Origin of the sequence: Halorientalis marina, from assembly GCF_023028345.1 — an archaeon.
Lineage (GTDB): Archaea > Halobacteriota > Halobacteria > Halobacteriales > Haloarculaceae > Halorientalis > Halorientalis marina.
In genome coordinates this window covers 531,522-558,476 of the sequence record NZ_CP095487.1, presented here as the reverse complement: position 1 = coordinate 558,476, position 26,955 = coordinate 531,522, and the positions used below count along the sequence as shown (strand labels likewise).

Genomic DNA, 26,955 nt, shown 5'->3' with positions numbered 1-26,955 from the left:
TGTGTTAGCCCATACGGTCGAGCGCCTTTCGTCGGTCTTCTGGTGGCGCATTGTCATACCGAACGGTAGTCCGAACCGATTTGTGCCTCAGTTGTGCTCGCGCCGCCGCCAACCCATCCTCGCGGGTCATGTAAGTACCGACGCTGTGCCTGATGATATACCACGAGACTTGGCGGTTCTCGGTCGGGATTCCCGCAATCTCGAATAGTCGCTCAAGCACCTGCCGGAGTGCTTTCGACCGATATGGATTCCCGAAGCGCGTCAACCAGAGGGCGTCTGTCCCGTCGTAGAGGTCGTATTGTTCGCGTTCTTCCAGCCACCGGGACAGAGAGTTTGCAGTTCGCTCCGTCAGGCTCACCGTCCAATTGCCTTCGTTCTTGGAACTCTCCGCACGCGGGATACGAAGCACAGCGTTTTCAACGTCAACCCACGAGGTCTTCGCACGTTCAACTTCGATGGGGCGCAACCCAGCGTCAAGACTGACCCACACGAGGCTTGGGAACTTCCAACTGTTCGCTGCGTCCCAATCGTCGGGGCCAATGTCCTTCTTGTGCTTACTCAGGCGTTGCGCGAGGTACACTTTCCACCTGTCGCGGTCTTCGGAAGAAAGTTGGTTGTAGGAGGGGATGGACCCGTATTCGAGGGCAGCTTCTCTGACTTTGCGGCGTTCCTCTCGTGTCAGGAAGTCACGGGGTTCCCCTGCGCCCGAGGATTCGGTAAACGTAATCTCGGGTTCCCACAGCTCGCCCCCGTACTGATGGTGTCGCCATTTGAACAGGCGCTTGATTGATTTTTGCGTGTTGCTCCGGGACGTGTTCGTTTCCTCCCGCATTGCGAGGTTCTGCATGTAGGCGTCGGCTTGCGAGTGCGTTATATCGGTCGTGTAGCCCCCGAACTCGTCCCATGCCCATCGGTAGAAGCGGTCGAGTCGTTCGGCGGTGTTGTTGACTGTCGCGTGCGCGTAGCCGTCTGCCATCTCGGGGTTCTTTCCCAAGTTGAGCAACCAGCGAATCAGGTTCTCGCGGTGGTCGGCGTAATCTTCGAGTTGCCTTTCTCTCAGCCACTCGCGGGAGGGTTTCGGGACGATTTTGATGTTCTCGATTTCTGTCATGGGACCCCCCTCCATTCCGGGCGCGTATGCCAGTTACCCTGTTTCTGGCTCAAAATCGCCAGACGGCGGGGTTTACTGAACTTGGCCTGACAGGTATTCGTAATCGCTATACTGCGGTCGTTTCGGGTACTGTAACCCTGGTACTTGGCTTTCCACATAGGCGTCTCTCATGTGTAGTCACCCGAAAAAGTGGGACACGGCGAAGCCGTGTACGTCCTGACGGAGATTTGAACTCCGGTCCCTGGCTCCGCAAGCCAAGAGGATAGTCCACTACCCTATCAGGACTCACCCTCACGTTTCGCGGTGCCGGATAAAGGGGTTACGATTCGGGGGGAGCCGGCGGTCGGTTGCGTCTCGGTTGCATAGTACCGAGGATTGGTAGTTAGTTCCTTCTGAGAATCAGCAATCTTATGCGCCATGACTCCGGGAATAGAGGTATGGTAAAGCAGGTCAAACACCGGGCATCGGAGACGCTATCGGCGGAACTCGAGGGGTACGGAAGCGTACTCGTACTCACACCGTCGTTCGGCAGCACCGGTGTCGAGGTCTGTACCGACCTGCTCGCGGGCGATGATCCGGGGGAGAGGACGGTCCTCGCGGTCACGTACCGACAGTCCGCACAGGAATGGGTCGAGCGGTGGTACGACAACACCGTCCAGCCGCCGAAGCGCGGAATCGTCGTCGGCGTCGGCGACGGGACGGCGGCGGACCTGGAGGACCTCGAGGTCCACGGAGCCAGCCGGTGGTCGGCGGAGTCGGTGGACAGCCCCGCCGACCTGACCGGACTTGGGATTCGTCTCAGCGACCACCTCGACTCGACGGCCGGCCCGGTCCGGCTCTGCTTCGACTCCTTGACCGCCCTGTTGCAGTACACCGATCTCAAGCCGGCGTTCCAGTTCTGTCACGCTCTCACCGGCCGCGTGAAGGGTGCCGACGCCGCCGGCCACTACCACCTCGACCCCGCCGCGCACGACGACCGGACGCTCGCGACGATCATGGGCCTGTTCGACGCGAGCGTCGAGTACGGCGACGACGAGTGGACCATCCGAACTCGATGAGTCAAACCCCGGTTTGACTCTTCACAAGAGGCTTTTTTTAGGGGGCTGTTGCCGGGAATATGCACAGACGCAGATTCCTCGCAGTCGCGGCCAGCGCGGGCGCGGTCGGCGCCCTCGCCGGCTGTACGCAGAATCAGGGGGCGAACAACAGCAGCGACCCGGCGGGCGCCGACGAGACTCCGAGCACGAACGAGTCGACGCCGCCCGGGACGGCCTCGGACCAGGTCACGACGGCGGACGGTACGACGGGGACCGCCACGCCGGGCACGCCGCCGAGCGATCCGATGGCGCGGACCGGAACGATTGACGGCGTCGACTACACGGTCAGCGTCACCGACGCGGGGTGTGGCACCGGCCCGAGCGACAACACGGTCGACGACGTCGAGTTCGCGGAAGACGAGCGGACGCTGGTCGTGACGGGGACGGTCGACGCGGCGAACCCCTGCAGGGTGGTCGACGTGAGTGTGATCGACCACGACGAGGACGGCGGGAGCGTCACGGTGACGATCACGACCGCCGACCCCGAGGACGGCCCCGACGTGTGCCAGCAGTGCCTCGGTGCCATCGGGTACGAGGCTCGCTTCGAGTTCGCGGACGCGTTCCCGAGCAACGCGTCGGTCGTCCACGACGGACGGAGCGGCCGGCGACCGATGGCCAGCGCCGGCTACGCGAGTTCGAGCGCGAGCGCACCCACGTCGCCGACGCCGACGACGACCGCCGGGGAGTAGCGCCGTCCGCCCCGAGATTTAAATCCGAACGGGCGACCAGCGAGTCCTATGACCGACCGGCCGAGTACGGAGAAACCACCGGAGAGCGGTGCCGGCGGGTGCCGACGGCAACGCTTAAGCGGAGCGGAACCCACCACGGACACTAGTATGGGTGCGATAGCAGACATCTACGCGGATCTCGATACCGACGTCTCCGAGGAGGAGTTCCGCGAGGCCGTCGAGGAGAAGATCGACCAGATGGGCGGGCTCGCGGACGAGGAGACGGCGGCGATGCTCATCGCGCACGAGCTCAAGGACGGCGAGGTGGAGGGCATCGCCGACGTCGAACCCGGGATGGACGAGGTGAAGTTCCTCGCGAAGGTCGTTCGGGTCGGCGAGGTCCGGACCTTCGAGCGCGACGGCGAGGACGAGGACGGCCGCGTCGTCAACGTCGAGGCCGCCGACGAGACCGGCAGCATCACCCTCTCGTTCTGGGACGAGCAGGCCGCGGCCGTCGCGGACGGCGGGCTCGAACCCGGTGCCGTACTCCGGGTGAAAGGGCGGCCGAAGGACGGCTACAACGGCCTCGAGGTCAGCGTCGACAAGGCCGAACCGGACGAGGAGGTCGAGATCGACGTCCAGATCGGGGCGACGACGAGCATCGACGACCTCGTGCTCGGTCGCTCCGACGTGAACGTCCGCGGGCTGGTGCTCGACACCGACTCGGTGCGGACCTTCGACCGCGACGACGGCTCCGAGGGACGGGTGTCGAATCTCACCCTCGGCGACGAGACCGGCCGCGTCCGCGTGACGATGTGGGACGAGCGCGCGGAACGCGCCGAGGAACTGTCGCCGGGGACGCCCGTCGAGGTGGTCGACGGCTACGTCCGCGAGCGCGACGGCGACCTCGAACTCCACGTCGGGGAAGCGGGCGCCATCGAGGAGATCGAGGAATCGGTCGAGTTCACGCCGGAGACGGCGGCCATCGACGCCGTCGAGATCGGCCAGACCGTCGACATCGGCGGGGTAGTCCGGTCGGCGGACCCGAAGCGGACCTTCGACCGCGACGACGGCTCCGAGGGGCAGGTCCGGAACGTCCGCATCCAGGACGAGACGGGCGACATTCGCGTCGCGCTGTGGGGCGACAAGGCCGACAAGGAGATCGAGCCGGGCGACGAGGTGTTCGTCGCGGACGTGGAGATCAAGGACGGCTGGCAGGACGACCTCGAAGCCTCGGCGAACTGGCGCTCGACGGTCGTCGTCCTCGAGGACGGGGACACGACGGTCGGACCAGGCGCCGGGGGCGGGTCGGCGGGCACGGACGACAGCGGAAACGCCGGGCTGGACGCGTTCGCGGGCGACGACGGCGCGACCGCCGACGCGGAAGCCGCGAGCGACGGCGGCAGTGGCGCCGGGACGGCGGTGGCGGCCGCCGAGAGCGACGAGGACGACGTGGTGGAGTTCACGGGGACGGTCGTCCAGACCGGCGAGCCGGTGGTGCTCGACGACGGCGAGGAGACGATGAGCGTCGAGACGGACGCGACGGTCCAGTTGGGCCAGGAGATCACCGCACGCGGGCAGTTACGGGACGACAGGCTCGACGCCGAGGACGTGTTCTGACGGGGTGGCGAGAGCGCTGGAGGCGGGTTTGCGGGCCGAGCGGGCGCGAGCGCGGCCACCGAAAGTTGTAAGACCGCGTCCCTCCCGGTATGGTCTATGAGCGTCGAGCTTCCGTTCGCGCCGGTCGATACGGTCATCCGACGGAACGCCGGGAACCTCAGGGTCAGCGCGGAGGCGGCGGAGGAACTCGCACGCCGGATTCAAAAGCGGGGGGCAGCGCTGGCAATCGACGCCGCCGAGGAGGCGACGGCGGACGGACGGAAGACGTTGATGGCGTCGGACTTCGGCGTTGAGACGGTCCCGGACAAGGACCGGCTCGAACTGCCCGTCGCGCCGGTCGACCGCATCGCGCGGCTGGACATCGACGACAGCTACCGGGTAGCGATGGACGCACGGATCGCACTGGCGGACATACTCGAATCGTACGCCGACAACGTGGCCGCGGCAGCAGCGGACCTGGCACGCCACGCCGACCGGCGGACCGTCAAAGCCGAAGACGTCCAGGCGTACTTCGAGCTCGCGCAGTACTTCGAATGAAATTCGGGTATCACGAGGACTGCCTCGCTCACACGACCGGGTACCGACACCCGGAGAGTGCCGACCGGCTCCGGGCGATCCGGCAGGCACTCGCCAAGAAACACGGCGTCGAGTACGTCGCCGCCGACCCCGCCACCGACGAGATGGTCCGGGCGGTCCACACCGACGCCTACGTCGAATCCATCAAAGAGTTCTGCGCAGAAGGGGGCGGTGACTGGGACTCCGACACCGTCGCCGTCGAGGCCACCTGGGACGCGGCGCTCGCGGCCGCCGGCCAGACCGTCTGGGCCGCCGAGCGCGCGCTGGCCGGCGACGACGGCCGGCAGACCCCCTTCGCGCTCGGCCGCCCGCCGGGCCACCACGCCGTCGCCGACGACGCGATGGGCTTCTGTTTCATCAACAACGCCGCCGTCGCCGCCCGTCACGTCATCGACGAGGGCGACGCCGAGCGGGTCGCGATCTTCGACTGGGACGTCCACCACGGCAACGGCATCAACGACATCTTCTACGGGGACGACGACGTGTTCTACGTCTCCACGCACGAGGAGGGGCTCTACCCCGGCAGCGGCGACATCGACGAGACCGGCACGGGCGACGGCGAGGCGTACACGATGAACGTCCCGTTCCCGGCGGGGTGTGGCGACGCCGAGTACCTGGCGGCCATCGACGAACTCATCGCGCCGGCACTGACCGCCTTCGACCCCGACCTGCTGCTCGTCAGCGCGGGGTTCGACGCCCACCGTCACGACCCCATCTCGCGGATGCGCGTCTCCACGGAAGGGTACGGGGTCCTGACCGATCGGCTCCGGGAGTTCGCCGACCGCGCCGACGCCGGCCTCGGCTTCCTGCTCGAAGGCGGCTACGGCCTCGACACCCTCGCAGAGAGCGTCAGCATGGTCCACGAGGTGTTCGACGGCCGGGAACCGGTCATGCCCGAGGAAGAGCCCAACGACCGCGCGCTCGACGTGATCGCCGAGGTCCGGGACCAGGGGTTCGCCGGCGTCGAGGAGTAGGGGCGGAGCGGCCGACGGTCAGGGCCGCGGAGCGAAGTAGCGGGCCAGTTCCGTCCCGAACGACTCGGCCAGCGTCGCCGTCTCCTCGCCCACCAGCAGGTCGTACCCGTTTTCGAGGGCCGTCTCGACGTGCGCGCCGAGCGCCACGTCGAGGAGGGCGTCGCTGTCGAGGAACGCGCGGGCGGTCGCGAACTCGCGGTCGCGCTCGACGACGTAGCGGGCGTCGTCGACGAACGGCCCGTAGACCGCGTCGGCGGCGTCGTACTTCTCGTAGAAGCCGGTCGCGTGGTCGCGGACGTGGACCGGCGGCCCCGCGTGCCGCTCGACGGCCGGCCGCTCGGCCACCGCGAGTTCGGCGAACAGGACCGCCGACTCGTCGGCGAAGGCCTCGGCACGGAACACGTCGAAGCCCCGCCGGTCGAGTTCGTCGGTCAACCCGCCCAGCGACTTGCGCAACTGGGGCCAGAGCTGATCCTCGACGACGTCGGGTGCCTCGAACCGGACGGCGACCGGCGTCGTCCCGCGGTCGGCGAGCGCGGCCCGTAGGTCCGCCGGCGAGAGCGGGTCGAGCTCCGGCGGCTCGAAGAGGTCCGTCCGGGGGTCGGCGAGCAGGTCGCGGGCGTAGTGCTGGAGGCGGGCGACGTTCTCGGCCGCACAGACCGCCGCGACATTGCGCTCGGGGTCGGTCGGGTCGATCACCACGAGCGGGGCGTCGAACGACTCCGCGGCGTGGTCCTCCGGGTCGAGTTCGACCGGCGGGTGCCAGTCGGCGGCCGCCTCGAGGAGCGGTCGGAAGCCGCCGTATTCGAGCACGAGCAGCTCCGTCAGATACCCCGAGAAGCCCCGCGTCTTGAGGTCACTCCCGTAGACGCCGATGCCCTTCAGGAAGGCCTTACAGACCCGGACTTCTGCGGCCAGGTCGTCGTCGAGGCGGTCCTCGAGGTAGGTGGTGTGGAAGGGCGTCCGGTCGACGGCCGACTGGATCGCCGTCGCGTCGGCCACGTCGTAACACGGCACGAGGTCGACGGTGAACCCCTCGAACTCCCCGACGACGTAGGGGTGTTCCGCGTACTCCTCGCGCCCGTCCGGGAGGACCGCCCAGCCGACGTCCATGCCGTAGGTTTCGAGGGCTTCGCGGTCGAGATCGGGGGGAAACCGCACGAACAGGTCGATGTCGCGGTCGCCGGTGAGCCACGTCCCCCGGGCCGTGCTGCCAACCAGAATCACGTCGGCGTCGACCGAGAGGTCCGCGACGGCGGCCTCGGTCCGCTCGACCAGCCGGTCGGTCGCGGCCCGGAGCCGCTCGCGTTCGTCGGCGTCGGGCGTCACCCGCTCGCGAACGCGGTCGACGACGGCAGCGAACTCCTCGCTCATATCCCCGTCCTGGCGTGGGCCGCGTGAAAGCGTGTCGGTGCCAGCCGAAAGCGAAAGTCCTTTCTTACAACTCGGATTATCTCGGAGTGCGTCACGGAGAGCCGCCGTAGCTCAGTTGGTAGAGCACCTCGCTGTTACGGTGAAGAGGGATACCCTGTTCACCGCAGAGACGAGGTAGTCCCAGGTTCGAGCCCTGGCGGTGGCGTCCCCGTTTTCGAGTTCCCCATGCCGACAGGCTAAAGTCCAGCCGTCGAGAACGAATTCACAGAGGGCCCTTAGCTTAGTCTGGTATAGCACCCGGCTCATACTTTCGCGCTGGCAGCGGCCAGGCGAAATGGGACACCGGGCGGTCGGTGGTTCGAATCCGCCAGGGCCCACTTCTCGTCGCGAACAGACCGTGAGCGACGAGACCGTGCCGCCCGCGGATTCGAAGCAGGGAGCAGCTCTGCTGCGACCGCGGTTCGAATCCGCCAGGGCCCACTCGTTGCGCTCCCGGTTTCCGGCCGAAGTGAAAACAAGCATCTTAGAGGTTTTATCCCGCGTTCTCGCCGGTACTCCCAGGGCCAGAACACCCCCGTTCTGAATCATTTCGAGTACTCGGTAATCGGGGTCTGCGAATCGAGGAGGTGTGTCGGCGTGATCGACGCCGGCGACGGTCCGTGGCTCGTTCGTCCGTGCCTCCCAGTTAGTCAACGACGGCACGACGCTCCCGATGGACGATAGTTCGATAAGCACCGTTCTCGGCCGGTGAGAATGGCGGTACGAGGTTATTTCGCTCCCTGCCGTCTCTCCAGTTGGTGAGCGATATGCGAAAATCCGCCGTATCACGACTACTCACATTCCTGCTGAGCGTCGTCGTCGTTCTGTCCGTTCTGCCGGGTGTCGCCGTTGCCGAGTCACGTGCTGGCGGCGTCGTCGTCGTCCACGAGAACGAAACAGTCACGGGTGACCTCGAGGCATTCGCGGGGTCCGTCGTCGTCCGGGGGACAGTCACGGGTGACCTCGACGCCTTCGCGGGGAGTGTCGAAGTCACGGGGCGGGTCGGCGGAGACGTCGACGCCGCAGCCGGCGACGTCGAGGTCGGACCCAACGCGACCGTCGGCGGGAGCCTCGACGCGGCCGCGGGGAACGTTTTGATCGCCGGGACCGTCGACGGTGACGTGTCCGCCTCCGGCGAGGTCATCCGGATCGCGCCGGGCGGCAGCGTCGGGGGTGACCTCCAGGCAACCGGCCGGAGCATCACACTCGCAGCTGGATCGTCAGTGGGTGGTGACGTCACCTACGACGGGCTGCTCAAGCGCAACCCGGACGCAGCCGTCGGCGGGTCGATCACCAAGACCGACCTCGGTGGGGCAGTAACTGACGAGCCACCGTTCCTTCCGGACTGGCTGACGACCGGCTACGGGTTCGCCGCGAACTTTCTGCTGGGTGCCCTCCTCCTGCTTGCGTTCCCCGCGTTCTCGCGTGCCGCGACCGACCGGATGATCGAGTCGCCGCTCCGAACGACCGGTGTCGGCCTGCTGGCGCTGCTCGCGATTCCGGTCGTGCTCGTCCTGCTGGCGCTCACTATCGTCGGTATCCCGCTGTCGGTCGTCGGGGTAGTGCTGCTCGTGTTCGGTGCCTGGACCGGCGCTGTCTACGGGCGAATCGCTGTGGGGACGTGGCTGGTCGGGCTGGCCGGCGTCGAGAACAGGTGGGCCGCGCTCCTCGCCGGACTGGTCGCACTCGCGATCGCGTCCCGCCTTCCCGTGGTCGGCGGACTCGTCGAACTGGGCGTGGTGCTGCTCGGTGTCGGCGCACTCGCGGTCCTGCTGAGCCGCCGGTACCGCGGCGTCGAACCCGACGCCCAGGAAACGCCAGCGGAGTCGGGTGACGATACCGGACCGATGTCCGTCTGAACAGGATTCGGTCCCGTCCACCGGAACCGGCTCCGACCGGTCTCGCAGCCGTTCGTCGGCGTTTAGCCGACGGTCGCTCCGCGGCCTTCGTTCATCACGGTCCGTCGCTTATCCGTACGAAGATTCCGTCGTCGCCAAGATCGATCTCCACCGAATCGAAGGTTCGCTCGTAGCGTGTGGCGTGGTGACCCTGGGAGTCGAATCCGCTCGACTCCGAGAGCAGGCCCGCCCGTTCGAGTTGCTTGACCTTCCGATATGCCGTCGAGAGCGGGACGTCACAGGTGTCGCTGAGTTCCGGGACTGTCATCGGTTCCGTCGCTTCGACGAGGAGGCGACTGGCTCGTGGATTCCCGAGGGCAGTTACCAAACGGTCGCTGTCGATCTCTGTCTCGTTTCGGGTGAGGAGCACGGGAACCCCCGTCAGGGAGTTCCATGACGCCACTCAAGAAAGTTTGTGCCGCCCAGGTATTTCCGACACGGGGTGCTCGGTCCGGCGATCCCCGCTTCCCACCGCGCGAGTACCGACGATACGGCTATGGTTCGCTGCAACGCACTCACTCGCATGCGAACGTTACATCTCGTCGTCGCCGCGCCGCTGGTTCTTCTCGCTGGCTGTGCCGCGTTCGTCCCGGGAACGCCGACGGCAGCTGACGACTCGCCGACGGGAACGCGGGCCGGACCGGATACGCGTGCGGGGACTGCGACGCCCACCCCCAGCGCGTCACGGATATCCGGTACGACGAGTGACGAGTACCCGCCAGCAACTCCGTGACTGTCGCAGTCGACACGTCCGATTGGTCCGCCCCGCAGCGATCGGACTCACTGCGGGCGTGTTCGGCCTGATCCACGTCTCGAAGTGCATCACAGCCGCGGATCGATATCATTGAACTCGGGGGAGAGACAGCAGCCCGGACGAACGGCGCGTACTACCCGGCCGGTTCACGGTGGGTAACTCAGTCGTCCGTCTCTCGGGGAGGTTCCCGCTGCACCACGAGGACGGGGCCGAGAAACCGGTCAGCCACCTGGTCGGCCGGTAACCCGAACACGAACGTCGTCAGGGAGGGGTCGGATTCACCCATGACGACGGTGTCGAACTCGTCGGCCACCCCGACGATCGCATCGAGTGCCCCCTGATCGCGGTCGACACGTGTCCCGATCGTCGACGTGTCCATCCCCAGGTCCCCCAGTCGATCCACCAGTCCATCGAGGAGAGTCTGCACGTCGTCGTCGGTTTCGTCCTCCTCGGCAACGTGGTACAGCGTCACCGAGACGTCCATGTCGCCGAACACGCCCGCGACGACACGGGCGAGGCGGTCGATGCCCACGGCACCACGAACGGCGACGAGGACGTCCTCGACGGCCCCCGTGGCGTTCGGGACGAGCACGGCCATGCAGTCGTGCTCGGTCGTCAGCCGGTCGATCGTCTTCTGTCCGTTGTGGGTGAACACCAGCTGGCGCTCGACGGTCGCACCCGACTTCTCGAACATCGCCTCGTACTCGTCGAGTCGGTCGTTGGCGCGGTCCTCGAACTGCAGCTGCGCCTGTCCGGGGGCTGTCTGCTCCGGGATGACGTGGTACCCGAGCAGGACGACGTGGGTGTCGGCGAGGAGTCCGGGAACCCCCTCGGGGACCGATTCGCCTTGGAGCACGCGAATCGGGACGAGGATCGATGGTCGGTCCGTCATGGTCAGATGTCTCCTTTGAGTGTGACGTCTCCAGCGTAATAACGATACCAGAGGTACGACACGAACATGACCACGATGCCGATACCGATCGACGCGAGTTGCATGAAAGCAATCAGTCCGAAACTCGCCAGCGCACCGACGACCGGGACCAGCGGATATCCCGGGACACGGTAGCTCGGGGTGTACCACTCGGGGTCTCGCCGTCGTAACACGAGCAGGGCGACGCACATCAGCCCGTACATGATCAGATGGAGGAAGGAAGCGACCTCCGCGAGGAGTTCGACCTGCCCGGTCGCGACGAGGACGAGGATCGGACCACCGGCGGCGAGCAGTGCGACGTGTGGCGTGCCGTACCGGAGGTTGACCTCGCTCGCCTTTCTGGGAAGCAGAGCATCACGGCTCAGTGCGTACACCGCCCGCGAGGCGCTGAGAATCGACGCGTTCGCACTCGAGAACGTCGCCAGCAGCCCGGCACCCAGGATCGCGACCGCACCGGGCAGCCCGAGGAAGTCACGGGCTACTTCGACCATCGCCGTCTCCCCGAACTCTCCCAGCCGTTCGGCACCGAACGCGCTGGTCGCGACGAAGATGGTCACGACGTAGAAGACGGTGACGATCAGGACCGAGCCGACCATCGCCAGCGGGAGGTTTCGACCCGGCTGTTTGATCTCGCCCGCGACGGTCGCGACCTGGGCGAACCCCAGATACGACGTGAACACGAGCGCCGCGGTCGTCAACACCGGAAAGTACCCTCTGGAGAAGAACTGCTCCGGCGCGCTTCCACCGCCGAACACGCCCACAGCGTCGAGGACACCGTACGAGAGAAAAGCCGTGAGCACCACGAGAAGGATCCCCACGACCGCGTTCTGAATCTTCGCGGTGTTCTCCGTCCCCCCGATACTCAGTGCCGTCAGTGCGACGCCAAACAGCAGTCCGATTCCGATGACGGGACTGAAGGGGAGTCCGATGCCGAGTTCGGCGAACACGGCGCTCGCGTAGTGACCGAGCCCGACCAGGTAGAACGCGGACGCGAACATCAGCCCCAGCCACAGCCCCAGCCCGACGATTGCACCGTACGCCGTCCCCATCCCCCGCGAGATGAAGTAGTAGCCACCACCGCTCCGGGGCATCGCCGTGGCGAGTTCGGAGGTCGGCAGCGCCACGAGCAACGCGATCAGGCCGCCGATCGCAAAGGAGAGGGTCGCTGCGAGGCCAGCATTGGACGCCGCCAGCCCCGGAAAGACGAAGATTCCCGCCCCGATCATGGTCCCGATCCCGATCGCCAGCCCGCCGACCAGCCCGATGGTCCGTTCGAGTTCGACGTCGTCGTCGTGGACTGTCGTGTCGTCGGTGACGGCTTCCGGTTCAGCCGCGGGTGTCTCACCGGCGACGTTCTCGCCCGCCGGTTCGACATCGACAGGCCGTTCAGGCATATCGACGAATGGTTTCAGCAGCCGGATAAAGCCGCCGGACAGCTGTACCGACCCCCAATCACGGCAGGATCGAGCGGTTCAGCGGTCGCCTGGGCCGAGATCGCTCCGGACGGGAGGCAGCCCCAGGGGGTCGTGGAGTGCCCCCACGACCGAATCCGGGAACGCGTCTGGCGTCGAATCGCGCGCCCGATGGGGGTGGGTGCTGGACGTTCCCCCGGGCCCAGACACCGGCGATGGCAGCTCCCGCCCGCTCGACCACGTTGCTCTCCGCGATATCGAATCCCTCGCCGATCTACGTCGATGGGCCCCGGGTCGAACGCGTCGACTGCTTTGCTCACGGGCTGTTCGCCGAGGATTGGTTCGGGTGAGAGCACGTGATCGGCCCCCGCGTTCCGGTGATAGTCGCCAGCGTTCGGGGTCTCGGTCAGGCCCACCGTCCGGACGGCGAGATTGACCGCCCGGGCCGAGAGGGGGGCATGGGGTTCGTTTCGTCGCCGACGTTTTCGGTCAGGGCAGTCGTCGCGGACGCGACAGTACTGCCGCGGGAGACGGACGCGTGCGACTGTGCGGAGTCCGGGGCCGTCCCGACTGGCGCCCACTCGCCGGCGACTGACGTCGTCGATATTCGATTGAATGTGCAGACAACTGTCCCGGGGCGCGTTTCATTCCGTGGCGTCCACTGGATGCTAGACACCCGCCTCTCGTGCCCATTCCTAAACGAGTGCCGAATATATCGCATCCCCGGTCCAGGACATCGGTCTTCGAACGAAACGATTAATTGAGCTACTGCTCAAGTGTTTCGCGATGTCACAAGCGACGGAACGGCTTCGGCGATATCTCGACGACGAACTCGGGGAGTGTCGCACCGAGGACGTCGAGCGCCGGCTCGACGAACTCTCCACGCTCGAGGCCGGGCTCGGGACGGCACAGGCGGCGGCCGAACTCGACGTCCTCTCTGCACTCGCCAACGAGACGCGGTACACGCTCGTTCGCGCCCTCGTCGCAGCCGAGGAAGAACTCTGTGTCTGTGAGCTGCACGCCGTCGTCGACGTGACCGAGAGCGGACTCAGCCACGCCCTCTCGGCGCTCGTCGACGCGGGGCTCGTCGAGGGCTGGAAGGACGGCCGCTGGAAGAAGTACCGGGCGACGAACCGCGCGGTAGCGCTGGTGACGGTCCTCGAAGGGAGTGTGAGCGCCGATGAGTAACGTCGAACACGAACACGGGCCGAACTGTGACTGTCCGAACTGTGGCGACCCGCGGTCGATGGACTTCCTGGACAAGTACCTCACCGTCTGGATCTTCGGTGCGATGTTCGTCGGTGTCGGGCTCGGCTACGTCGCGCCCTCGGTGACCCAGCCCATCCAGGACCTCCATCTCGTGGAGATCGGACTCATCCTGATGATGTACCCGCCGCTGGCGAAGGTGAACTACGGCCAGCTCCCGACCGTCTTCAAGAACGTGAAGGTCCTGGGATTGAGCCTCGTCCAGAACTGGCTCATCGGCCCGACGCTGATGTTCGCGCTGGCGCTCGTTTTCTTCAGCGGGCTCGTCCCCGGCCTGCCGGCGCGACCGGAGTTTTTCCTCGGACTCGTGTTCATCGGGATGGCCCGCTGTATCGCGATGGTGCTCGTCTGGAACGAACTCGCCGAGGGCTCTAGCGAGTACGCCGCCGGTCTGGTCGCGTTCAACAGCGTCTTCCAGATCCTCACGTACGGCGTGTACATCTGGTTTTTCGCACTGTTCGTCCCCGACCTGCTCGGCCTCGAGGCGCTGGCGGCCGAGATCGACGCGTTCGGCATCACGCCTACCCAGGTGTTCGAGGCCATCGCGATCTTCCTCGGCATCCCGTTCGCGGCGGGCATCCTCTCGCGGTACGTCGGCACGAGAGCGAAAAGCGTCGAGTGGTACGAGGAGTCCTTCGAGCCGACGATCAGCCCGCTGACGCTGATCGCGCTGCTTTTCACTGTGATCGTGATGTTCGCGATGCAGGGCGAGCGCATCGTCGGCCAGCCCACTGACGTCCTGCTGATCGCCGTCCCCCTGACGATCTACTTCGTCGTGATGTTCTTCGTGAGCTTCGGGATGGGGCGCGGCATCGGCGCCGACTACACGACGACGACTGCCATCGGGTTCACCGCCGCGAGCAACAATTTCGAGCTGGCAATCGCGGTCGCCGTCGCCGTCTTCGGCGTCGGCTCCGGCGTCGCGTTCGCGACCGTCGTCGGCCCGCTCATCGAGGTGCCCGTCCTCCTGGCGCTGGTCAACGTCGCACTGTACTTCCAGCGCCGCTACGACTGGCGCGGCTACACGACCGGCAGTCTCGAGAACTCGACGGCCGACACGACCGACCAGGCGACGGCCGACACGACCGACCAGGCGACGGACGACGACTGAGCCGCCGCGACCGGCGGCGTGTCCCTGCCACCGACCGACGGCAGCGACCCGACGGACGTATCGGACCCGCCGGGACCCGCGTCCCCGATGCGTTCGCGCGCCCCGACGACGAACCCGTCGTTGCCAGTAGGCCGGACGGTGGGCACCCCCCGTCCGGTCCCCGGCCGGCGCCGCCAACCGTATCAGGCCGACGTCCCTCCACGCGACCGTGCAGCCGCGCCACCGTGACGGTCTGCTGGCCGTCCTCGGGCTCGTCGTGCTCGCGGCCCTCACGCTCGCGACCGCCGGCCCGGCCGCGTTGCTGGCCCCGGTTGCGGTCCTCGCGGGCGCCGCCGGCGCCCTCGCGCTCGAACTCGTCTTCCTCCGGTATCCCGACCGGGCGCTCGGCCTCTGGGAGCGACGCGGCGTGCCGGGGGTCGCGCTCGTGGGCCTGCTCGCCGGCGCGGTCCTCGCCGTCCGGGCGGCGCCGTGGCTCGCCGGCGCGGCAGTCTGGGGCCTGCTCACGTACCTCGGTCTGCTGGCCTGTGTGCTCGCCGGCGTCGGGAACCCGCTCGCGGCGCTCGCGAAGTGAGCCACGGCCGGGGCGCCGGACGACATATGACGGGGCAGTCCTAACGACCCGCATCCCATGTCCGAGGACCACACCGACCGCCTGCCGGTGGACTCGGAGTACGAGCTGATCCGGTTACAGCACGGCTTTCTCACTCGCTGGTCGCTCCCGGCGAAGGTCCGACGCTGTGGCTACCTCCTCGTGACCGCCTCGGCGGCGCTCCCACTCGTGACGTTTCTGCCCGCGGCGGTCCGGTCGACCTACCTCGGGACGGGGCCCCAGGTCGCACGGCTGACGGTGACGACGCTGATGCTCGGGAGTATCTTCCTGCTCGGGACCGGCGGCCTCGGCCTCCTCGCGCTCGTCACGTACCGGTCGCGGTTCGAGACGGTTCCCGAACGCGTCGCCTGGAGCCTCGTCGGTCTGGAGACCGTCTTCAGCGGGATGGGGCTCGTCACGGGTACGCTGACCGTCGTCGTGACCCTCGGGCTGGTGAGCGTCGGCTACGCGGGCCCGGGCGTCGTCGAGTCGCTCCGTGCCGCCGGGATCGACCCCTACCGGACCGGAGCGCTCGTCTCCGTGGCGGCGAGCAGTACGGCGACCTTCTGTGCCGGGATCGTCCTCTCCTTTCTCGGGTTCGCACCGACAGTGCGGTGACGCCCCGGCCGCCGTCGGCCGCCCCCTATCGCGCGCACGCGCGCGACGGGTTCATCCGTATCCAGCCCTTGTTATAGGTATGAGCAAGCACGACGGTACGAACGACGCAGGAACCCCGGCGTACGACGAGGTCGACGTCTCCGTGCTGGTGGTCGGCGCCGGCGCAGCCGGTGCTCGGACGGCAATCGAACTGGCCGAGCGCGGCGTCGACGACGTCCTCGTGCTCGGGAAGCGGAGTCACGGCGACGCCCACACGACGTGGGCCCGTGGCGGGATCAACGGTGCCCTCGGCACTCGCGATCCGGAGGACAGCTGGGCGATCCACGCCGCGGACACGCTCAACGAGGGCCACTTCGTCAACGACCCCGCGAAGGTCGAGACCGTGACCCAGCAGATGCCCGAACGGCTCCGGGAACTGGACGAGTGGGGCATGGACTACTCCCGGACCGACGACGGCGAAATCGACCAGCGGTACTTCGGTGCCCAGTCGTTCCGTCGGACCGCCTTCGCCGGCGACCACACCGGCGAGTCGATGCTGGATGCGCTGATCGAGAAGGCGCAGTCACTCGACGTGCCGTACCGCGAGAACGTGATGATCACGAAACTCGTCTCGGACGGCGAGTCCGTCTACGGGGCCGTCGGGTTCGACATGGACAGCGGCGAGTTCGTCCTGTTCAACGCCGGGACGGTCGTGCTCGCGGCCGGCGGGCACGCGGCGATCTACAACCGCCACACTTCCCGGGACGACGAGAACAACGGCGACGGCGCGGCGCTGGCCTACGACGCCGGGGCCGCGCTGATGGACATGGAGTTCGTCCAGTTCCACCCGACCGGAATGGCCGTCGACGAGGACGACCCCGAGTGGGCGCCCTGGAGCGGACGGCTCGTCACCGAGGCCGTCCGTGGCGAGGGCGGACGGCTGTTCAACAGTGACGGCGAGCGGTTCATGGAGCGGTACTCCCCGGATCAGATGGAGCTGGACGCCCGCGACGTGGTCGCCCGCGCCATCGCCAAGGAGGTCGCGGAGGGCCGCGGCACGGAAAACGGCGGCGTCTACCTCGACATCTCCCACCGTGACGAGGCGTTCATCCGGGAACGGCTCCCGCGGATGTACGCGCGGTTCGAGGAGCTCGGCGTCGACATGGCCGAGGAACCGGTCGAGGTCGCGCCGACCTCCCACTACGGGATGGGCGGCGTCGCGGTCGACGACCACGGCGAGACGGCCGTCGACGGCCTGTTCGCCATCGGGGAGACGATGGCCGGCGTCCACGGCGCGAACCGGCTGGGCGGCAACTCGCTGGCCGAGACGGTCGCCTACGGCGTCGTCGCCGGCGAGCGGATCGCCGAGCGCGTCGACGGTCCCGGCGCCGTACCGGCGCGACTGGTCGAGACGCTCGTCGAGTCGCACGTCGCCGACCTCGCCGCGACGGCCGACAGCGACGGCACCTACGCGGTCGAGACCGTCTTCGAGGAACTGCAGGACCTCATGTGGGAACACGCCGGAATCCTCCGCGACGAGGAATCCCTGGCGGCCGGCCTCGACGCCCTCGACCGCGTCCGCGAGAAGGCGAGCGACATGGCCGTCGGCCCGATCACGAGCCAGTCGTTCGAGTACGCCGTCGACGTCGGATTCATGCTGACGGCGGCCGAGGCCGTCCTCCGCGGGGCACGCGAGCGCACCGAGTCGCGCGGCGCCCACTACCGGACGGACTACACGGACACCGACGAGACCTGGCGGCGGAACATCTACTTCGAGCGGGCGGATCTCGGCGGCATGACCAGCCGGGTCGAGCCCGTCGACAGCCCGAGCGAGGTCGTACAGGACGCCCTCGACGAGGGGCACGAACTCGACTACCACCAGCTCGAGTGATCGGGCCCGGCAGTCGCTGACCGAGGAACTCGTCGCCCCGTGTCACACCGCGAACCGATGACCCACATCACGACAGGCCATGTACTGCACCAACTGTGGTGACCTGGTCCCGATCCGCGAGGGCATCTGTACGGACGAGACCGGCCGGCGCTGTGCCGCCTGCGCGGAGACGGACGGCGACTGATGACGGGCGGGCCGCCGCGCGTCACTCCATGTAGCCGAGTTGTTCGAGGCGGTCGGCCACGTCCTCGCCCACGTCGCTGCCGCGCCCGTCGGCGATCTCTAACGATTCGCGCCGGTCCCAGTCGCGCTCGGTCGCGAAGATCGGGAGGACCTCGCCCGTCATGTCCGTGGGCACGTCACAGCCGGCGGCGACCAGCAGCGTCGGCGCCATATCGAGGATGCTGATGCGGTCGAGTTCGCCGTGGCCGGCGAAGTCGGGGCCGCTGGCGAGGAAGATGCCGTGGCGCGTGTTCTCGGCCGCCCAGCGATCCGGCCCGGCCATCACCGTCCCACCGCCGACGCCGTCGTTGACGTGGACGCCCGGCCGCTGGTCGACCACGACTTCGGGACCCTCCGAGACGTAGGGGCCGGAGTAGACGTCCTCGCCGGGTGAGACGCCGTCGAACAGCGGCCCGTGTTCGTCTTCGAGGCCCCGGAGGTCGGCGATCAGCGAGTCCCGGACCGATTCGGTGTCGAAGGCGGGGTTGAGGTAGATCGGGCCCTGCCCGCTCGCGACCGCCTTCGTCCGGGGGAGGTCGATGGCTTCGAGTTTGCGGTCGCGTTTCAGCCCCGCCTCCTGGGGAACCAACTGTTGAACCCGCTCGGGGACGACGCGGGCGAGGATGTCGACGATGCCGAGTCGCTTCGCGACGCCGAGAACGGTCTCGCGGTCGATGCCGAGCCGCTGGAGGCGTTCGTCGACCGTCCGGGTGCGCTCCTGGTAGCCGTTCTCGGCGAGCCACTCGTTGACGTAGAACTCGGTGGTCGTCGGCGCGCTCCCGTGGTCGGACATCAGGACGAGGTTGCAGTCCTCGCGGTCGGCGATCCGGCCCAGCCACTCGTCGACCAGCTGCCAGGCGCGGTGGGTCGGCTCCGCGTCCCAGAAGAAGTGATGGAGGACGTTCAGGTAGAAGAGGGTGACGTGGACGAAATCGAGATCGCGCTCGTCGAGCAGCCACAGCGCGACCTCGAACCGACTCTCGAGGGCGTCGAGGATGGCGTCGACCTCGGCCCCGCGTTCCTCGTTCGAGGACAGAAGCGGGTCGGGGTGGACGCGGTAGTCGAACCGGGATTCGAGTTCCTCGGTTAGTTCGGGCGGGTGGGTGTAGCCGCCGGAGATCGAGCGATACTCACCCTCGACGGCGTCGGGGCCGCCGGCGACGATGGCGCCGTCGATCTCCCGCGGGGGGTACATCGTCGGCATGTTGACGACGCCCGCGGACTGGCCGGCGTCGTTGAGGTAGTCCCACAGTTCGGCGGTGTGGAAGTCGCTGCCGTCGGCGACGGTGATCTCCCCCGCTGCGAGGTCGATGTGCTCGAACCAGAAGACGCCGAAGCCGCCGGGGTCCTTCCCTGCCGAGTAGCACTTCCAGTTGGGGAAGGTCACGGGCGGCAGACAGCTCTCGGTTTCGGCCCACGACCCCGTCTCGCGGAGGGCGGCGAGGTTCGGGAGGTCGCCGGCCTCGATCCAGGGGTCGAGCAGGCGCCAACTCGCACCGTCGAGGCCGACGACGACGGTCTCGGTCATTGGTTCGGGGGAGGCAACCGACCCACTAGTGGGTTTCGGCTCGAAGGACACGCATAAGTAAGCGAGCGGTGTTCGCCTATACGTGCGAACGGTTGCAGTCATCCCCGCGTACAACGAGCGCGAGACCGTCGGGTCGGTGATCGACGGGACGCGCGAGTACGTCGACGAGGTGGTCGTCGTCGACGACGGCTCGGTGGACGGGACGCCGGCCCTCGCCCGCGATCACGGCGCGACGGTGATCGAGCACACCTTCAACACGGGAGTCGGGGGCGCCGTCCGGACCGGCTACCAGTACGCCATCCGGAACGACTTCGACTTCGTGATCCAGGTCGACGCCGACGGCCAGCACGACCCCGCGGCCATCCCCGACCTGCTCGCGGCCGCCGAGGACGCCGACATGGTGATCGGCAGTCGCTACCTCAACGAGAGCCACCGCGAGTACTCGCTGCTGCGGAACCTCGGCATCCGCTCCTTTACCGCCGTCGTGAACGTCCTCGGCGGCGTGGACGTGACCGACGTGACCAGCGGCTTCCGGATCTACCGCGTCTCGGCACTTTCGACCATCCTGCATCGCTCCGACAAACACTGGGCGGTCGAGCAGACCCTCGAAGCGGCCAGGCGCGACCTCCGCATCCGCGAGGTCTCCATCGAGATGCCCACCCGGGAGGCCGGCGAGTCGCAGTTCACGGTCCGGACGTTCGCGCTCTACCCGCTCCGCATGACCGACGCCATCCTCCGGGTGCTCCTCTTTCGCTAACCATGGAATACAGCCTCGTCAACGCCCTCTCGGTGCTCGTCGGCGTCGTGTTCCTCTGGAACGGCTACGCCATCGTCGCCCGCGGCCGCGAGGACCTCGTTTTGCTGGGGATGTCGCTGATCGTCGGCGCCGGCATGATATTCGTCGGTATCTTCCCGAACGTCTTCGAGGTGATCGCCGGCCTGCTCGGGCTGGAACTGAAGGCGCGGGCGATCCTCGTCGTCTCGAACCTCGTGTTGTTCGTCGTCGTGACCTACCTCTTCAACCGCATCGGCCAGCTCGCCGACCGGGTGTCCCGGCTCAACGAGGACGTGAGCCTCCTCCGGGCCGAACTCGACGAACGCGATGAGTGACCGGACCGCGGTCCTCTCCGTCGACGTGGAGCTATTCTCCCAGACGCCCGCCTACCGGGCCGCCGACGGCGAGACCGACCGGACCGGCGTCGGCCTCGACGGCCTGACGTTCCTCCGGGAGGCCTTCCGCGAGCACGGCGCGACGACGACCGGCTTCGTCGTCTCGTCGCTCGCCGAGCAACATCCCGACGCCGTCCACGCGCTCGCCGACGACGGCCACGAGATCGCTTCCCACACCCACAACCACCGCCTGCTCTCGGAGCTGGACGCCGAGACGCGCCGCGAGGAGCTGACCCGCTCCCGGCGCGTGCTGGCGGACGTGACCGGCGCGACCGTGACGGGCTTCCGCGCGCCGGCGTTCGACCGCGGCGAGGGCCACTTCGCCGCCCTCGCGGACGCGGGCTACGACTACGACTCGAGCGTCGTCCCCAGCCGGCGGATTCCGGGCTGGTACGGCGGCGACCCCGACTGCCACCGGCCGACGGCGGCGAAGGCCATCGACCCCGCGGCACCGGCCGGCCTCCGTGAGTTACCGGTCAGCGTCATGCCCGGCCTCAAACTGCCCCTGACCGGGACCTGGCTGCGGTTTTTCGGCCCCCGGTACACCATCACGGGGATGCGCCTGCTGGCCCGGCGCGGCATCACGCCGGTCCTGTACGTCCACCCCTGGGAACTCGTCGACCTCCCCGAGGTCGAGGGCGTCCCGGCGCGAGTCTACTGGCACACGGGCGCGTGGATGCGCCGCGCCGTCGAGCGGATCCTCGCGACCGACTTCACGTTCGTCTCCGCCGCCGAGGCCCTCGACGCGGATCTTGGCGACGAGGGCGTCGACAGGGGCCCTGCCCACGACGAGCGAACACCGGTCGACGGCCCAAACCCGACGCGGGAAGGGGGAAAAGAGGAGGAGACCGACTGATGGTCTCCGAGCGCGTTCGCGACGCCGCAGTGACGGGCGCCCAGTACGCCATCGCGGTCGTGGCGCTGGCGTGGGCGCTCTCACAGACGGACCCGGCGGCCGCGGTCCGGCTGGTCGCGGGCCTCGACGCGGGGACCGCCGTCGCGGTCCTCGCGGTGACGGTCGCCGGCCTGCTCGCGCGGTTCTCCACCTGGCAGGCGACGCTCCGCCCGGTCGCGCCGACGGACATCCGGACGGCCGGGAGCGTCGACCTCGTCGTCAATTTCGTCAACCAGTTGCTCCCCTCGCGGCTGACCGGGCGGCTCGCCGCGCCCTTCGTCCTCCGGAGCAAAGTGGGGATCTCCTACGCCGACGCGACCGCCGTCTCCGGTGTCCACACCGCGCTCTACGCCCTGCTGTACGGGGTGGTCGCGCTCGTCGGCCTCGCCGTCGCCGTCGGGCGGCTCCCGCCGGGGCTCGCCGTCCTGCTCGGCCTCTCCATCGCCCTCTATCTCGCCGCCGGGACGGCGGTGCTCGCCTTCGGGACGAACCTCGACCGGCTGAACTGGCTGTTCGCGGTGCTGACCGGCCTGCTCGCCCGGATGCCCCGGATCGGCGAGCCGCTGGCCGAGCGGGCGACGACGGCGGTGAGCTTCACCGAGGACTCGCGGGACGCCTTCCGGGCGCTCGCGGGCGACCCCGGTGTCTGGGCGCGGTACGCCGTCGGCTGGATCGGGGCGCTCGTGCTCGCGCCGGGCGTCCGCGTCGCGCTCCTGCTGTCGGCCTTCGGCGCCCCATTCGAGCCGGTCGCGCTCCTGCCGCTCTATCTCGTCGCGGCCTACAGCGTGACGCTGCTGCCGCTGACGCCCGGCGGCCTGGGCGTGACGGAGGCGACGACGACGGCCGTCTTCGTCGCGCTGGGCGTCCCGAGCGCGGTGATCGTCCCCGTCGTGTTCGTCGACCGCTTCCTCGGTGTCTACCTCCCGGCGCTCGCGGGCTGGTACCCCTCGCTGGGGATCGACCGGGCGTCGCTCCGGACCGACTGAATCACGGGGCCGCCGCCCGGCCGGCGGCCGCGAGCGAGCGGCCGCGCTCAGAACGGCGGCGTCGGCCGGCAGTTCTCCTCGCCGGTCGCTTCGAGGATCACGGTGTACTGGTTTGCCGCGAGCTCCTGCTCGTCGGCGTACTGGTCGGTGTGTGGGACCACGCCGAGCCGGACGAGGTCCGTCACCGACCCGGGCGTCGGCCGCTGTGGGACGTAGTCCGGCGGCCGAGGGCCGAACTCGGCGGCGATCTCGTAGTCGTACTCGCCGTCCAGCAGCGCCCGGACGTACTCGGCCTCGGCCGCCCCGCTCCGGTAGTACGACCCCTCGACGAAGTAGAGCAGGTCGCGGTACCCCAGCTGGACGTACTCGGGACAGGTCCCGAGTTCCTCCCCGTTTTCCTCCGGGCCGAAGGCGTGGGCCACGTCCATCCCGTGTGGCACCGCCGTGTCCTGGAAGTGCCGGCGGTACACCTCGACGGTGTCGCCCGCGTCGGCCTCCGATTCGAGCCACCGGACGGCCTCGTCGCGGGGCATACTGGCGAACTCGGCGGCACCGACGCCGGCGTAGACGGCCGAACTCACCACGAGCGCACCCGTCACGACGCGGCCGACCGTCTCCCGCCGGTCCCGGAGGTTCCCGAGCGCCGTCGCCACCAGCAGGGCGAGGAGCGGGAACGTCGGCAGGAGGTGGTGGACCCGGAAGTCGTGCCATGGGGCGAACAGCCCGATATAGAGGACGAGGGCGGTAATCACGAGCAACGTCCCGGCGTTGGCACGCCCGCGACCGGCCCGGACGAACGCCGCGACGACGCCACCGACGCTGGCGAGCAGCAGCGGGAGGCCGAGCCCGCTGAAGTACCCGCGAAGGAACCACCACCAGATAGGGGCGTCGGGGCCGGTGGGATGGGTCGCTCGGCCGACCCCACCGCCGACGATCCGCTGGACGACGGGCTCGACCGCGCCGACGAGCAGCGTCGGGAACCCCAGCGCGATGGTCACGATGCCGATGCTCGCGCCGGTCACGAGCAGTCGCGGCCGGTACAGCGACGCCGGCCAGCCGTCACCGCCCAGCGCCCGCAGGAGGTGGGCGGCACCGATCAGGAGCACGACCGGGACGGCGGTGAGCTTGAACGCGATGGCGACGCCGCCGGCCGCGCTCGCGGCGGAGAATCGCCAGGACTCGCCCGTTCGGACGTACCGGAGCAGGAGATAGAGCGCGAGCAGGACGAAAAAGAGCGCGGGCATGTCCTCGCCGCCTTCGTGGGCGATGGTCAGGAAGCCGAAGGTGAGGGTCAGAATGAGGGCGGCGAGGCGGCCGGTCGTCCGGTCGGCGGTCGCCACGCCGATCCGGTAGGTGAGATAGACCGAGCCGACGGCGGTCGCGACCGAGAACAGGCGCACGAGCGCGAGGCTCCCGGTCCAGAACCAGGCCGGCGTCCCGGCCCAGATCTCGTGGCGGCCGAACTCCCAGGCCGGGAACGCCGGCCCCGCGGTGATCGCGTCGAGTTGCCCCGTCAGGACCGCGACGGCGATCATCGGCAGGAGCGCGAGCCCGAACACGTAGAAGGTCGCGCCGAAGGGAACACGACCCCAGGCGACGCCCTCCTGGAGCCCCGCGAAACTCGGGTCGGCGACGACCGACCGGAACGCCACGACGGGGTCGAGAATCCGGCTCCACTCGTCCCGCGTGGCGGTGTTCGGAAGGCGGTGCCAGAACCAGAACCCACAGAGGAGCGTCGCCAGCGCGAGCAGCCAGGGGAGGTACGGGTCCGCCCGCAGGTCGTCGCGAACGCGCGTTCGCGCTCGACCGAGGAGTGAGCGTCCGGGGACCATCTACCCGGGCCATACCCCGAGGTGTTTCAAAAGCTCTCTCCTTCTGACGCGTGGCGACCGGTCGTGGCGTCCCGCTCGCGTGCCCGACGCCGCCACCGCGCCCGGCGAGAGAGGTAAGTCGCTGGCGCCCCAACGGGAGGTATGGCCGACACGAACACGGCGACGGTCGCGGGCGGCTGTTTCTGGTGTATCGAGGCGGCGTTCAAGGAACTCGACGGCGTCGTCGAGGCCGTCTCGGGGTACGCCGGCGGCCACGTCGACGACCCGAGCTACGAGGCGGTCTGCCGGGAGGAGACCGGCCACGCCGAGGCGGTCCAGGTGACCTACGACACCGACGTCCTGGACTACGAGGACGTCCTGGAGGTCTTTTTCAGCGTCCACGACCCGACGACGGAGAACCGCGAGGGGCCGGACGTGGGCACCCAGTACCGCTCTGCGGTCTACTACCACGACGACGCCCAGCGCGAGACGGTCGAGCGCTTCGTCGACGAACTGGAGTCCGAGGGCGTCTACGAGGGCATCGTCACCGAGATCGAACCCCTCGACCGGTTCTGGCGGGCCGAGGAGTACCACCAGGACTACTTCGAGAAGAACCCCGACAAGCCCTACTGCGTGGCACAGGTCCGGCCGAAGGTCAAGAAGGTTCGCGAGAAGTTCGCGGCCGCCGACTGAGTCCGGGGCATCGGAACGGCCGCGAGCGCCCGTCAGGGCGACCGGCGCCGGGCGAGCAGGCCGAGCGCGACGAGGGCCGCGAGCGCGGCGGCGACCCCGAAGCCGGGGCCGCTCTCGACGGTGAACGTGTAAGGGGTGAACGTCGTGGGAACGTTCGTCTCCGGGCCGGCGACGGGGTCGACAGTAGTGCCGGACGGCGGCGTCGTGCCCGTGGTGGGCGGCCGGGTGGTCGTCGGCAGCGGTGTCGCGCTCGTCGTGGGCGGTCGGGTGGTCGTCGTCGGTGGCGGCGAGGTCGGGACGGGCGTCGACGGCGCTTCGAGGCTCACGATGGTGGAGACGGTGCCGATGGGCCGGCGGTAGGGGCGGTCGGTCCCGTCGCCGTCGAACCGGCGGTCGCCGTCGAAGTCGACGTAGAGCGTGGTGTTGAGCGCGTCGGCCTGAATCCCCGGGACGAGCGAGACCGAGACGTCCTCGTGAACCCCGGGAGAGAGGTACTGCTTGCCGACGATCCGGTCGGACCCGACCGGCCGAACGATGACGAACCCACCCTGTGAGAGGTTGGCGCGCGGAATCCGGAGTATCTCTCGGCTCTCGCTCCGGTCCGGGGCGTCGAGCGTCGCCGACAGGTCGAGGATGCGACCGTCGGCCCCGCCGATGGGGTCGCCGTCGAGGCGGGCCACGACGCTGATGTTGCGCGCGCCGACCGCGTCCTGGAGGTCGAAGGTGGCCGTGAACTCCGACAGCGAGCGGTTCGTGACGGTGACGGTCCGTTGCTGTGAGAAGCCACTCTCACCGCGGACGACGAGTTCGATGTCCAGTCGGGTCCCGGGCGCGACCGTCGTCGTCCCGCCGATGGACTGGTTCGCGGCGGGGAACACCTGCGGCGTGTCGTTGGGCTGGTCGGCCGCGACCGTGGCGACGGTCGGGAACACCGAGATGGCGGTCGTCTCCGACTGCCCCTCGAACGTGAGATTGAACTGATAGGTGTCGAACGATTCGATCCCGACCGGGGCACCGCCCGGGTCGGGACGGTCGTCGCCGTTCCGGTCGAGCGTGCCGTTCAGTGCCGCCGGATCGGTCACGAGATCGAACCGGTCGCCCTCGCCGGGCACGACCGTCACTGCCTCGGGGTCGGTCACGTCGATGGCCTTGAACGGCCCCTGCTCGCTCGGGGCGACCTCGTACATCCGGAGGCTCGCGCGGTCGTCGTCGAGGAGCGCGAAGAATCGGTCCGTGGTGGTGTTGCCGGGCTGGCTGTCCACCGCGTCGGCCAGTCCCGGCGCCGAGACGCGCACGACCATGGCGTCGGCGAGCGTCGGTCGCGGCCGTAGCGTCAGGACCTCCGAATAGTTGCTCGCCGCCGACGCATTCCGGAGGGTCGACAGCGACCCCCCGGGCGCGACGAGAACGGAGAGGTTCGTGTGGCTCGTGGCCGCCGGGACGGTCACGTTCGCCGCGGCCGCCGGGCCAGTCTCGTTCGCCGCGGCCGCCCCGACAGGAACTGCACCCGACACGGTCGCCCCGACCGAACCGTCCGATCCGGCGGCGTCGGTCGGTCCCGCGGCTACCGACTGCGCGGCGCTCGCTCCGCCGACGACCGCGAGCAGCGCGACCGTCGCCACGGCCCCCACCGCGGCCACCTGCCCAACACGTTTCATCTGTCCCGGTTTTTCACGAGGGAGTATATCAGTCTGTGGGGAACCCCGGGCCAGTTGGACGCGGTTTCTCGGCCGCACGACCGC

The 26,955-nt window shown here is 68.5% G+C and carries 25 protein-coding genes and 3 tRNA genes; 19 read left to right on the top strand and 9 right to left on the bottom strand.

What is annotated here, in order from left to right:
* Nucleotides 1-4: 4 nt before the first annotated feature.
* Together MUG96_RS03005 and MUG96_RS03000 are read right to left on the bottom strand one after the other, a co-directional pair.
* The gene (locus tag MUG96_RS03005) at nt 5-1,111 is read right to left on the bottom strand and encodes a tyrosine-type recombinase/integrase (RefSeq protein WP_246986352.1); all 1,107 of its coding nucleotides are present in this window, start codon (nt 1,109-1,111) and stop codon (nt 5-7) included.
* A gap of 212 nt (nt 1,112-1,323) precedes the next feature.
* Nucleotides 1,324-1,396 (bottom strand) — tRNA-Arg (locus MUG96_RS03000).
* A gap of 152 nt (nt 1,397-1,548) precedes the next feature.
* On the opposite strand from MUG96_RS03000, the gene MUG96_RS02995 reads away from it, so the two are divergent.
* The 5 genes from MUG96_RS02995 (at nt 1,549) to MUG96_RS02975 (ending at nt 6,046) form a co-directional block, all read left to right on the top strand.
* Nucleotides 1,549-2,169 carry a DUF7504 family protein gene (locus MUG96_RS02995; protein WP_246986350.1) on the top strand — a complete coding sequence of 207 codons (621 nt, stop codon included), beginning with the start codon at nt 1,549-1,551 and terminating at the stop codon, nt 2,167-2,169.
* Between the two features lie 59 nt (nt 2,170-2,228).
* The gene (locus MUG96_RS02990) at nt 2,229-2,897 is read left to right on the top strand and encodes a hypothetical protein (RefSeq protein WP_246986348.1); all 669 of its coding nucleotides are present in this window, start codon (nt 2,229-2,231) and stop codon (nt 2,895-2,897) included.
* Nucleotides 2,898-3,044: 147 nt separating this feature from the next.
* A complete protein-coding gene (locus tag MUG96_RS02985; protein ID WP_246986346.1) occupies nt 3,045-4,496 on the top strand; it encodes a single-stranded DNA binding protein in 1,452 nt (483 codons plus the stop codon).
* A 96-nt stretch (nt 4,497-4,592) separates the two neighbouring features.
* On the top strand, nt 4,593-5,033 hold the full coding sequence (locus tag MUG96_RS02980) for a histone (protein ID WP_246986344.1): 441 nt from the start codon (nt 4,593-4,595) through the stop codon (nt 5,031-5,033).
* Nucleotides 5,030-6,046 carry a histone deacetylase family protein gene (locus tag MUG96_RS02975; RefSeq protein ID WP_246986342.1) on the top strand — a complete coding sequence of 339 codons (1,017 nt, stop codon included), beginning with the start codon at nt 5,030-5,032 and terminating at the stop codon, nt 6,044-6,046. The genes MUG96_RS02980 and MUG96_RS02975 overlap by 4 nt, the downstream gene beginning before the upstream one ends.
* An 18-nt stretch (nt 6,047-6,064) precedes the next feature.
* Here the strand turns inward: MUG96_RS02975 and cca are convergent, their stop codons facing one another.
* Nucleotides 6,065-7,420 carry a CCA tRNA nucleotidyltransferase gene (cca, locus tag MUG96_RS02970; RefSeq protein WP_246986341.1) on the bottom strand — a complete coding sequence of 452 codons (1,356 nt, stop codon included), beginning with the start codon at nt 7,418-7,420 and terminating at the stop codon, nt 6,065-6,067.
* Nucleotides 7,421-7,520: 100 nt separating this feature from the next.
* Here cca and MUG96_RS02965 point away from each other — a divergent pair.
* The 3 genes from MUG96_RS02965 to MUG96_RS02955 all read left to right on the top strand — a co-directional run bounded on the left by MUG96_RS02965 (nt 7,521) and on the right by MUG96_RS02955 (nt 9,318).
* Nucleotides 7,521-7,625, top strand: a tRNA-Asn gene (locus MUG96_RS02965).
* A gap of 64 nt (nt 7,626-7,689) precedes the next feature.
* Nucleotides 7,690-7,797 (top strand) — tRNA-Ile (locus MUG96_RS02960).
* Between the two features lie 429 nt (nt 7,798-8,226).
* Nucleotides 8,227-9,318 carry a bactofilin family protein gene (locus MUG96_RS02955; protein ID WP_246988605.1) on the top strand — a complete coding sequence of 364 codons (1,092 nt, stop codon included), beginning with the start codon at nt 8,227-8,229 and terminating at the stop codon, nt 9,316-9,318.
* Nucleotides 9,319-9,412: 94 nt separating this feature from the next.
* Here the strand turns inward: MUG96_RS02955 and MUG96_RS02950 are convergent, their stop codons facing one another.
* On the bottom strand, nt 9,413-9,727 hold the full coding sequence (locus tag MUG96_RS02950) for an ArsR/SmtB family transcription factor (RefSeq protein WP_246986340.1): 315 nt from the start codon (nt 9,725-9,727) through the stop codon (nt 9,413-9,415).
* 153 nt (nt 9,728-9,880) lie between these two features.
* Here MUG96_RS02950 and MUG96_RS02945 point away from each other — a divergent pair, with 153 nt between their 5' ends.
* Entirely contained in the window at nt 9,881-10,090 is a 210-nt protein-coding gene (locus tag MUG96_RS02945; RefSeq protein WP_246986339.1) for a hypothetical protein, read from the top strand.
* A gap of 181 nt (nt 10,091-10,271) precedes the next feature.
* On the opposite strand, the gene MUG96_RS02940 is transcribed toward MUG96_RS02945, so the two are convergent.
* Together MUG96_RS02940 and MUG96_RS02935 are read right to left on the bottom strand one after the other, a co-directional pair.
* The gene (locus tag MUG96_RS02940; RefSeq protein WP_246986338.1) at nt 10,272-11,003 is read right to left on the bottom strand and encodes a putative universal stress family protein; all 732 of its coding nucleotides are present in this window, start codon (nt 11,001-11,003) and stop codon (nt 10,272-10,274) included.
* A 2-nt stretch (nt 11,004-11,005) separates the two neighbouring features.
* A complete protein-coding gene (locus tag MUG96_RS02935) occupies nt 11,006-12,436 on the bottom strand; it encodes an APC family permease (RefSeq protein ID WP_246986337.1) in 1,431 nt (476 codons plus the stop codon).
* An 804-nt stretch (nt 12,437-13,240) separates the two neighbouring features.
* Here MUG96_RS02935 and MUG96_RS02930 point away from each other — a divergent pair.
* From MUG96_RS02930 to MUG96_RS02910, 5 genes are all read left to right on the top strand, one after another.
* On the top strand, nt 13,241-13,642 hold the full coding sequence (locus MUG96_RS02930; protein WP_246986336.1) for an ArsR/SmtB family transcription factor: 402 nt from the start codon (nt 13,241-13,243) through the stop codon (nt 13,640-13,642).
* On the top strand, nt 13,635-14,831 hold the full coding sequence (gene arsB, locus MUG96_RS02925; RefSeq protein ID WP_308220115.1) for an ACR3 family arsenite efflux transporter: 1,197 nt from the start codon (nt 13,635-13,637) through the stop codon (nt 14,829-14,831). Before MUG96_RS02930 ends, arsB begins: the two co-directional genes overlap by 8 nt.
* 208 nt (nt 14,832-15,039) lie before the next feature.
* Entirely contained in the window at nt 15,040-15,402 is a 363-nt protein-coding gene (locus MUG96_RS02920; RefSeq protein WP_246986335.1) for a hypothetical protein, read from the top strand.
* A 57-nt stretch (nt 15,403-15,459) separates the two neighbouring features.
* On the top strand, nt 15,460-16,038 hold the full coding sequence (locus MUG96_RS02915; protein WP_246986333.1) for a hypothetical protein: 579 nt from the start codon (nt 15,460-15,462) through the stop codon (nt 16,036-16,038).
* Between the two features lie 79 nt (nt 16,039-16,117).
* Nucleotides 16,118-17,908 (top strand): L-aspartate oxidase, encoded by a 1,791-nt coding sequence (locus MUG96_RS02910; RefSeq protein ID WP_246986331.1) that lies wholly within the window; start codon nt 16,118-16,120, stop codon nt 17,906-17,908.
* Between the two features lie 205 nt (nt 17,909-18,113).
* On the opposite strand, the gene MUG96_RS02905 is transcribed toward MUG96_RS02910, so the two are convergent.
* A complete protein-coding gene (locus MUG96_RS02905; protein WP_246986329.1) occupies nt 18,114-19,658 on the bottom strand; it encodes an alkaline phosphatase family protein in 1,545 nt (514 codons plus the stop codon).
* An 82-nt stretch (nt 19,659-19,740) separates the two neighbouring features.
* Between MUG96_RS02905 and MUG96_RS02900 the strand changes: the two genes are divergently transcribed.
* Genes MUG96_RS02900 through MUG96_RS02885 form a run of 4 tightly spaced genes read left to right on the top strand, consistent with a single transcriptional unit; the run spans nt 19,741 to nt 22,709 of the window.
* Nucleotides 19,741-20,415 (top strand): glycosyltransferase family 2 protein, encoded by a 675-nt coding sequence (locus MUG96_RS02900; RefSeq protein ID WP_246986327.1) that lies wholly within the window; start codon nt 19,741-19,743, stop codon nt 20,413-20,415.
* A 2-nt stretch (nt 20,416-20,417) separates the two neighbouring features.
* Nucleotides 20,418-20,768 carry a DUF2304 domain-containing protein gene (locus MUG96_RS02895; protein WP_246986325.1) on the top strand — a complete coding sequence of 117 codons (351 nt, stop codon included), beginning with the start codon at nt 20,418-20,420 and terminating at the stop codon, nt 20,766-20,768.
* On the top strand, nt 20,761-21,684 hold the full coding sequence (locus tag MUG96_RS02890) for a polysaccharide deacetylase family protein (protein WP_246986323.1): 924 nt from the start codon (nt 20,761-20,763) through the stop codon (nt 21,682-21,684). Before MUG96_RS02895 ends, MUG96_RS02890 begins: the two co-directional genes overlap by 8 nt.
* The gene (locus tag MUG96_RS02885; RefSeq protein WP_246986321.1) at nt 21,684-22,709 is read left to right on the top strand and encodes a lysylphosphatidylglycerol synthase transmembrane domain-containing protein; all 1,026 of its coding nucleotides are present in this window, start codon (nt 21,684-21,686) and stop codon (nt 22,707-22,709) included. The genes MUG96_RS02890 and MUG96_RS02885 overlap by 1 nt, the downstream gene beginning before the upstream one ends.
* 47 nt (nt 22,710-22,756) lie before the next feature.
* Here MUG96_RS02885 and agl22 read toward each other — a convergent pair whose 3' ends face one another.
* Nucleotides 22,757-24,541, bottom strand: coding sequence for a glycosyltransferase family 39 protein (gene agl22 / locus MUG96_RS02880; RefSeq protein WP_246986320.1), 1,785 nt, complete (start codon nt 24,539-24,541; stop codon nt 22,757-22,759).
* Between the two features lie 141 nt (nt 24,542-24,682).
* Here agl22 and msrA point away from each other — a divergent pair, with 141 nt between their 5' ends.
* Entirely contained in the window at nt 24,683-25,213 is a 531-nt protein-coding gene (gene msrA / locus MUG96_RS02875) for a peptide-methionine (S)-S-oxide reductase MsrA (protein WP_246986319.1), read from the top strand.
* 32 nt (nt 25,214-25,245) lie between these two features.
* Here msrA and MUG96_RS02870 read toward each other — a convergent pair whose 3' ends face one another.
* Nucleotides 25,246-26,871: a DUF7282 domain-containing protein gene (locus MUG96_RS02870; protein ID WP_246986318.1), complete on the bottom strand. Its 1,626-nt coding sequence runs from the start codon at nt 26,869-26,871 to the stop codon at nt 25,246-25,248.
* Nucleotides 26,872-26,955 lie beyond the last annotated feature (84 nt).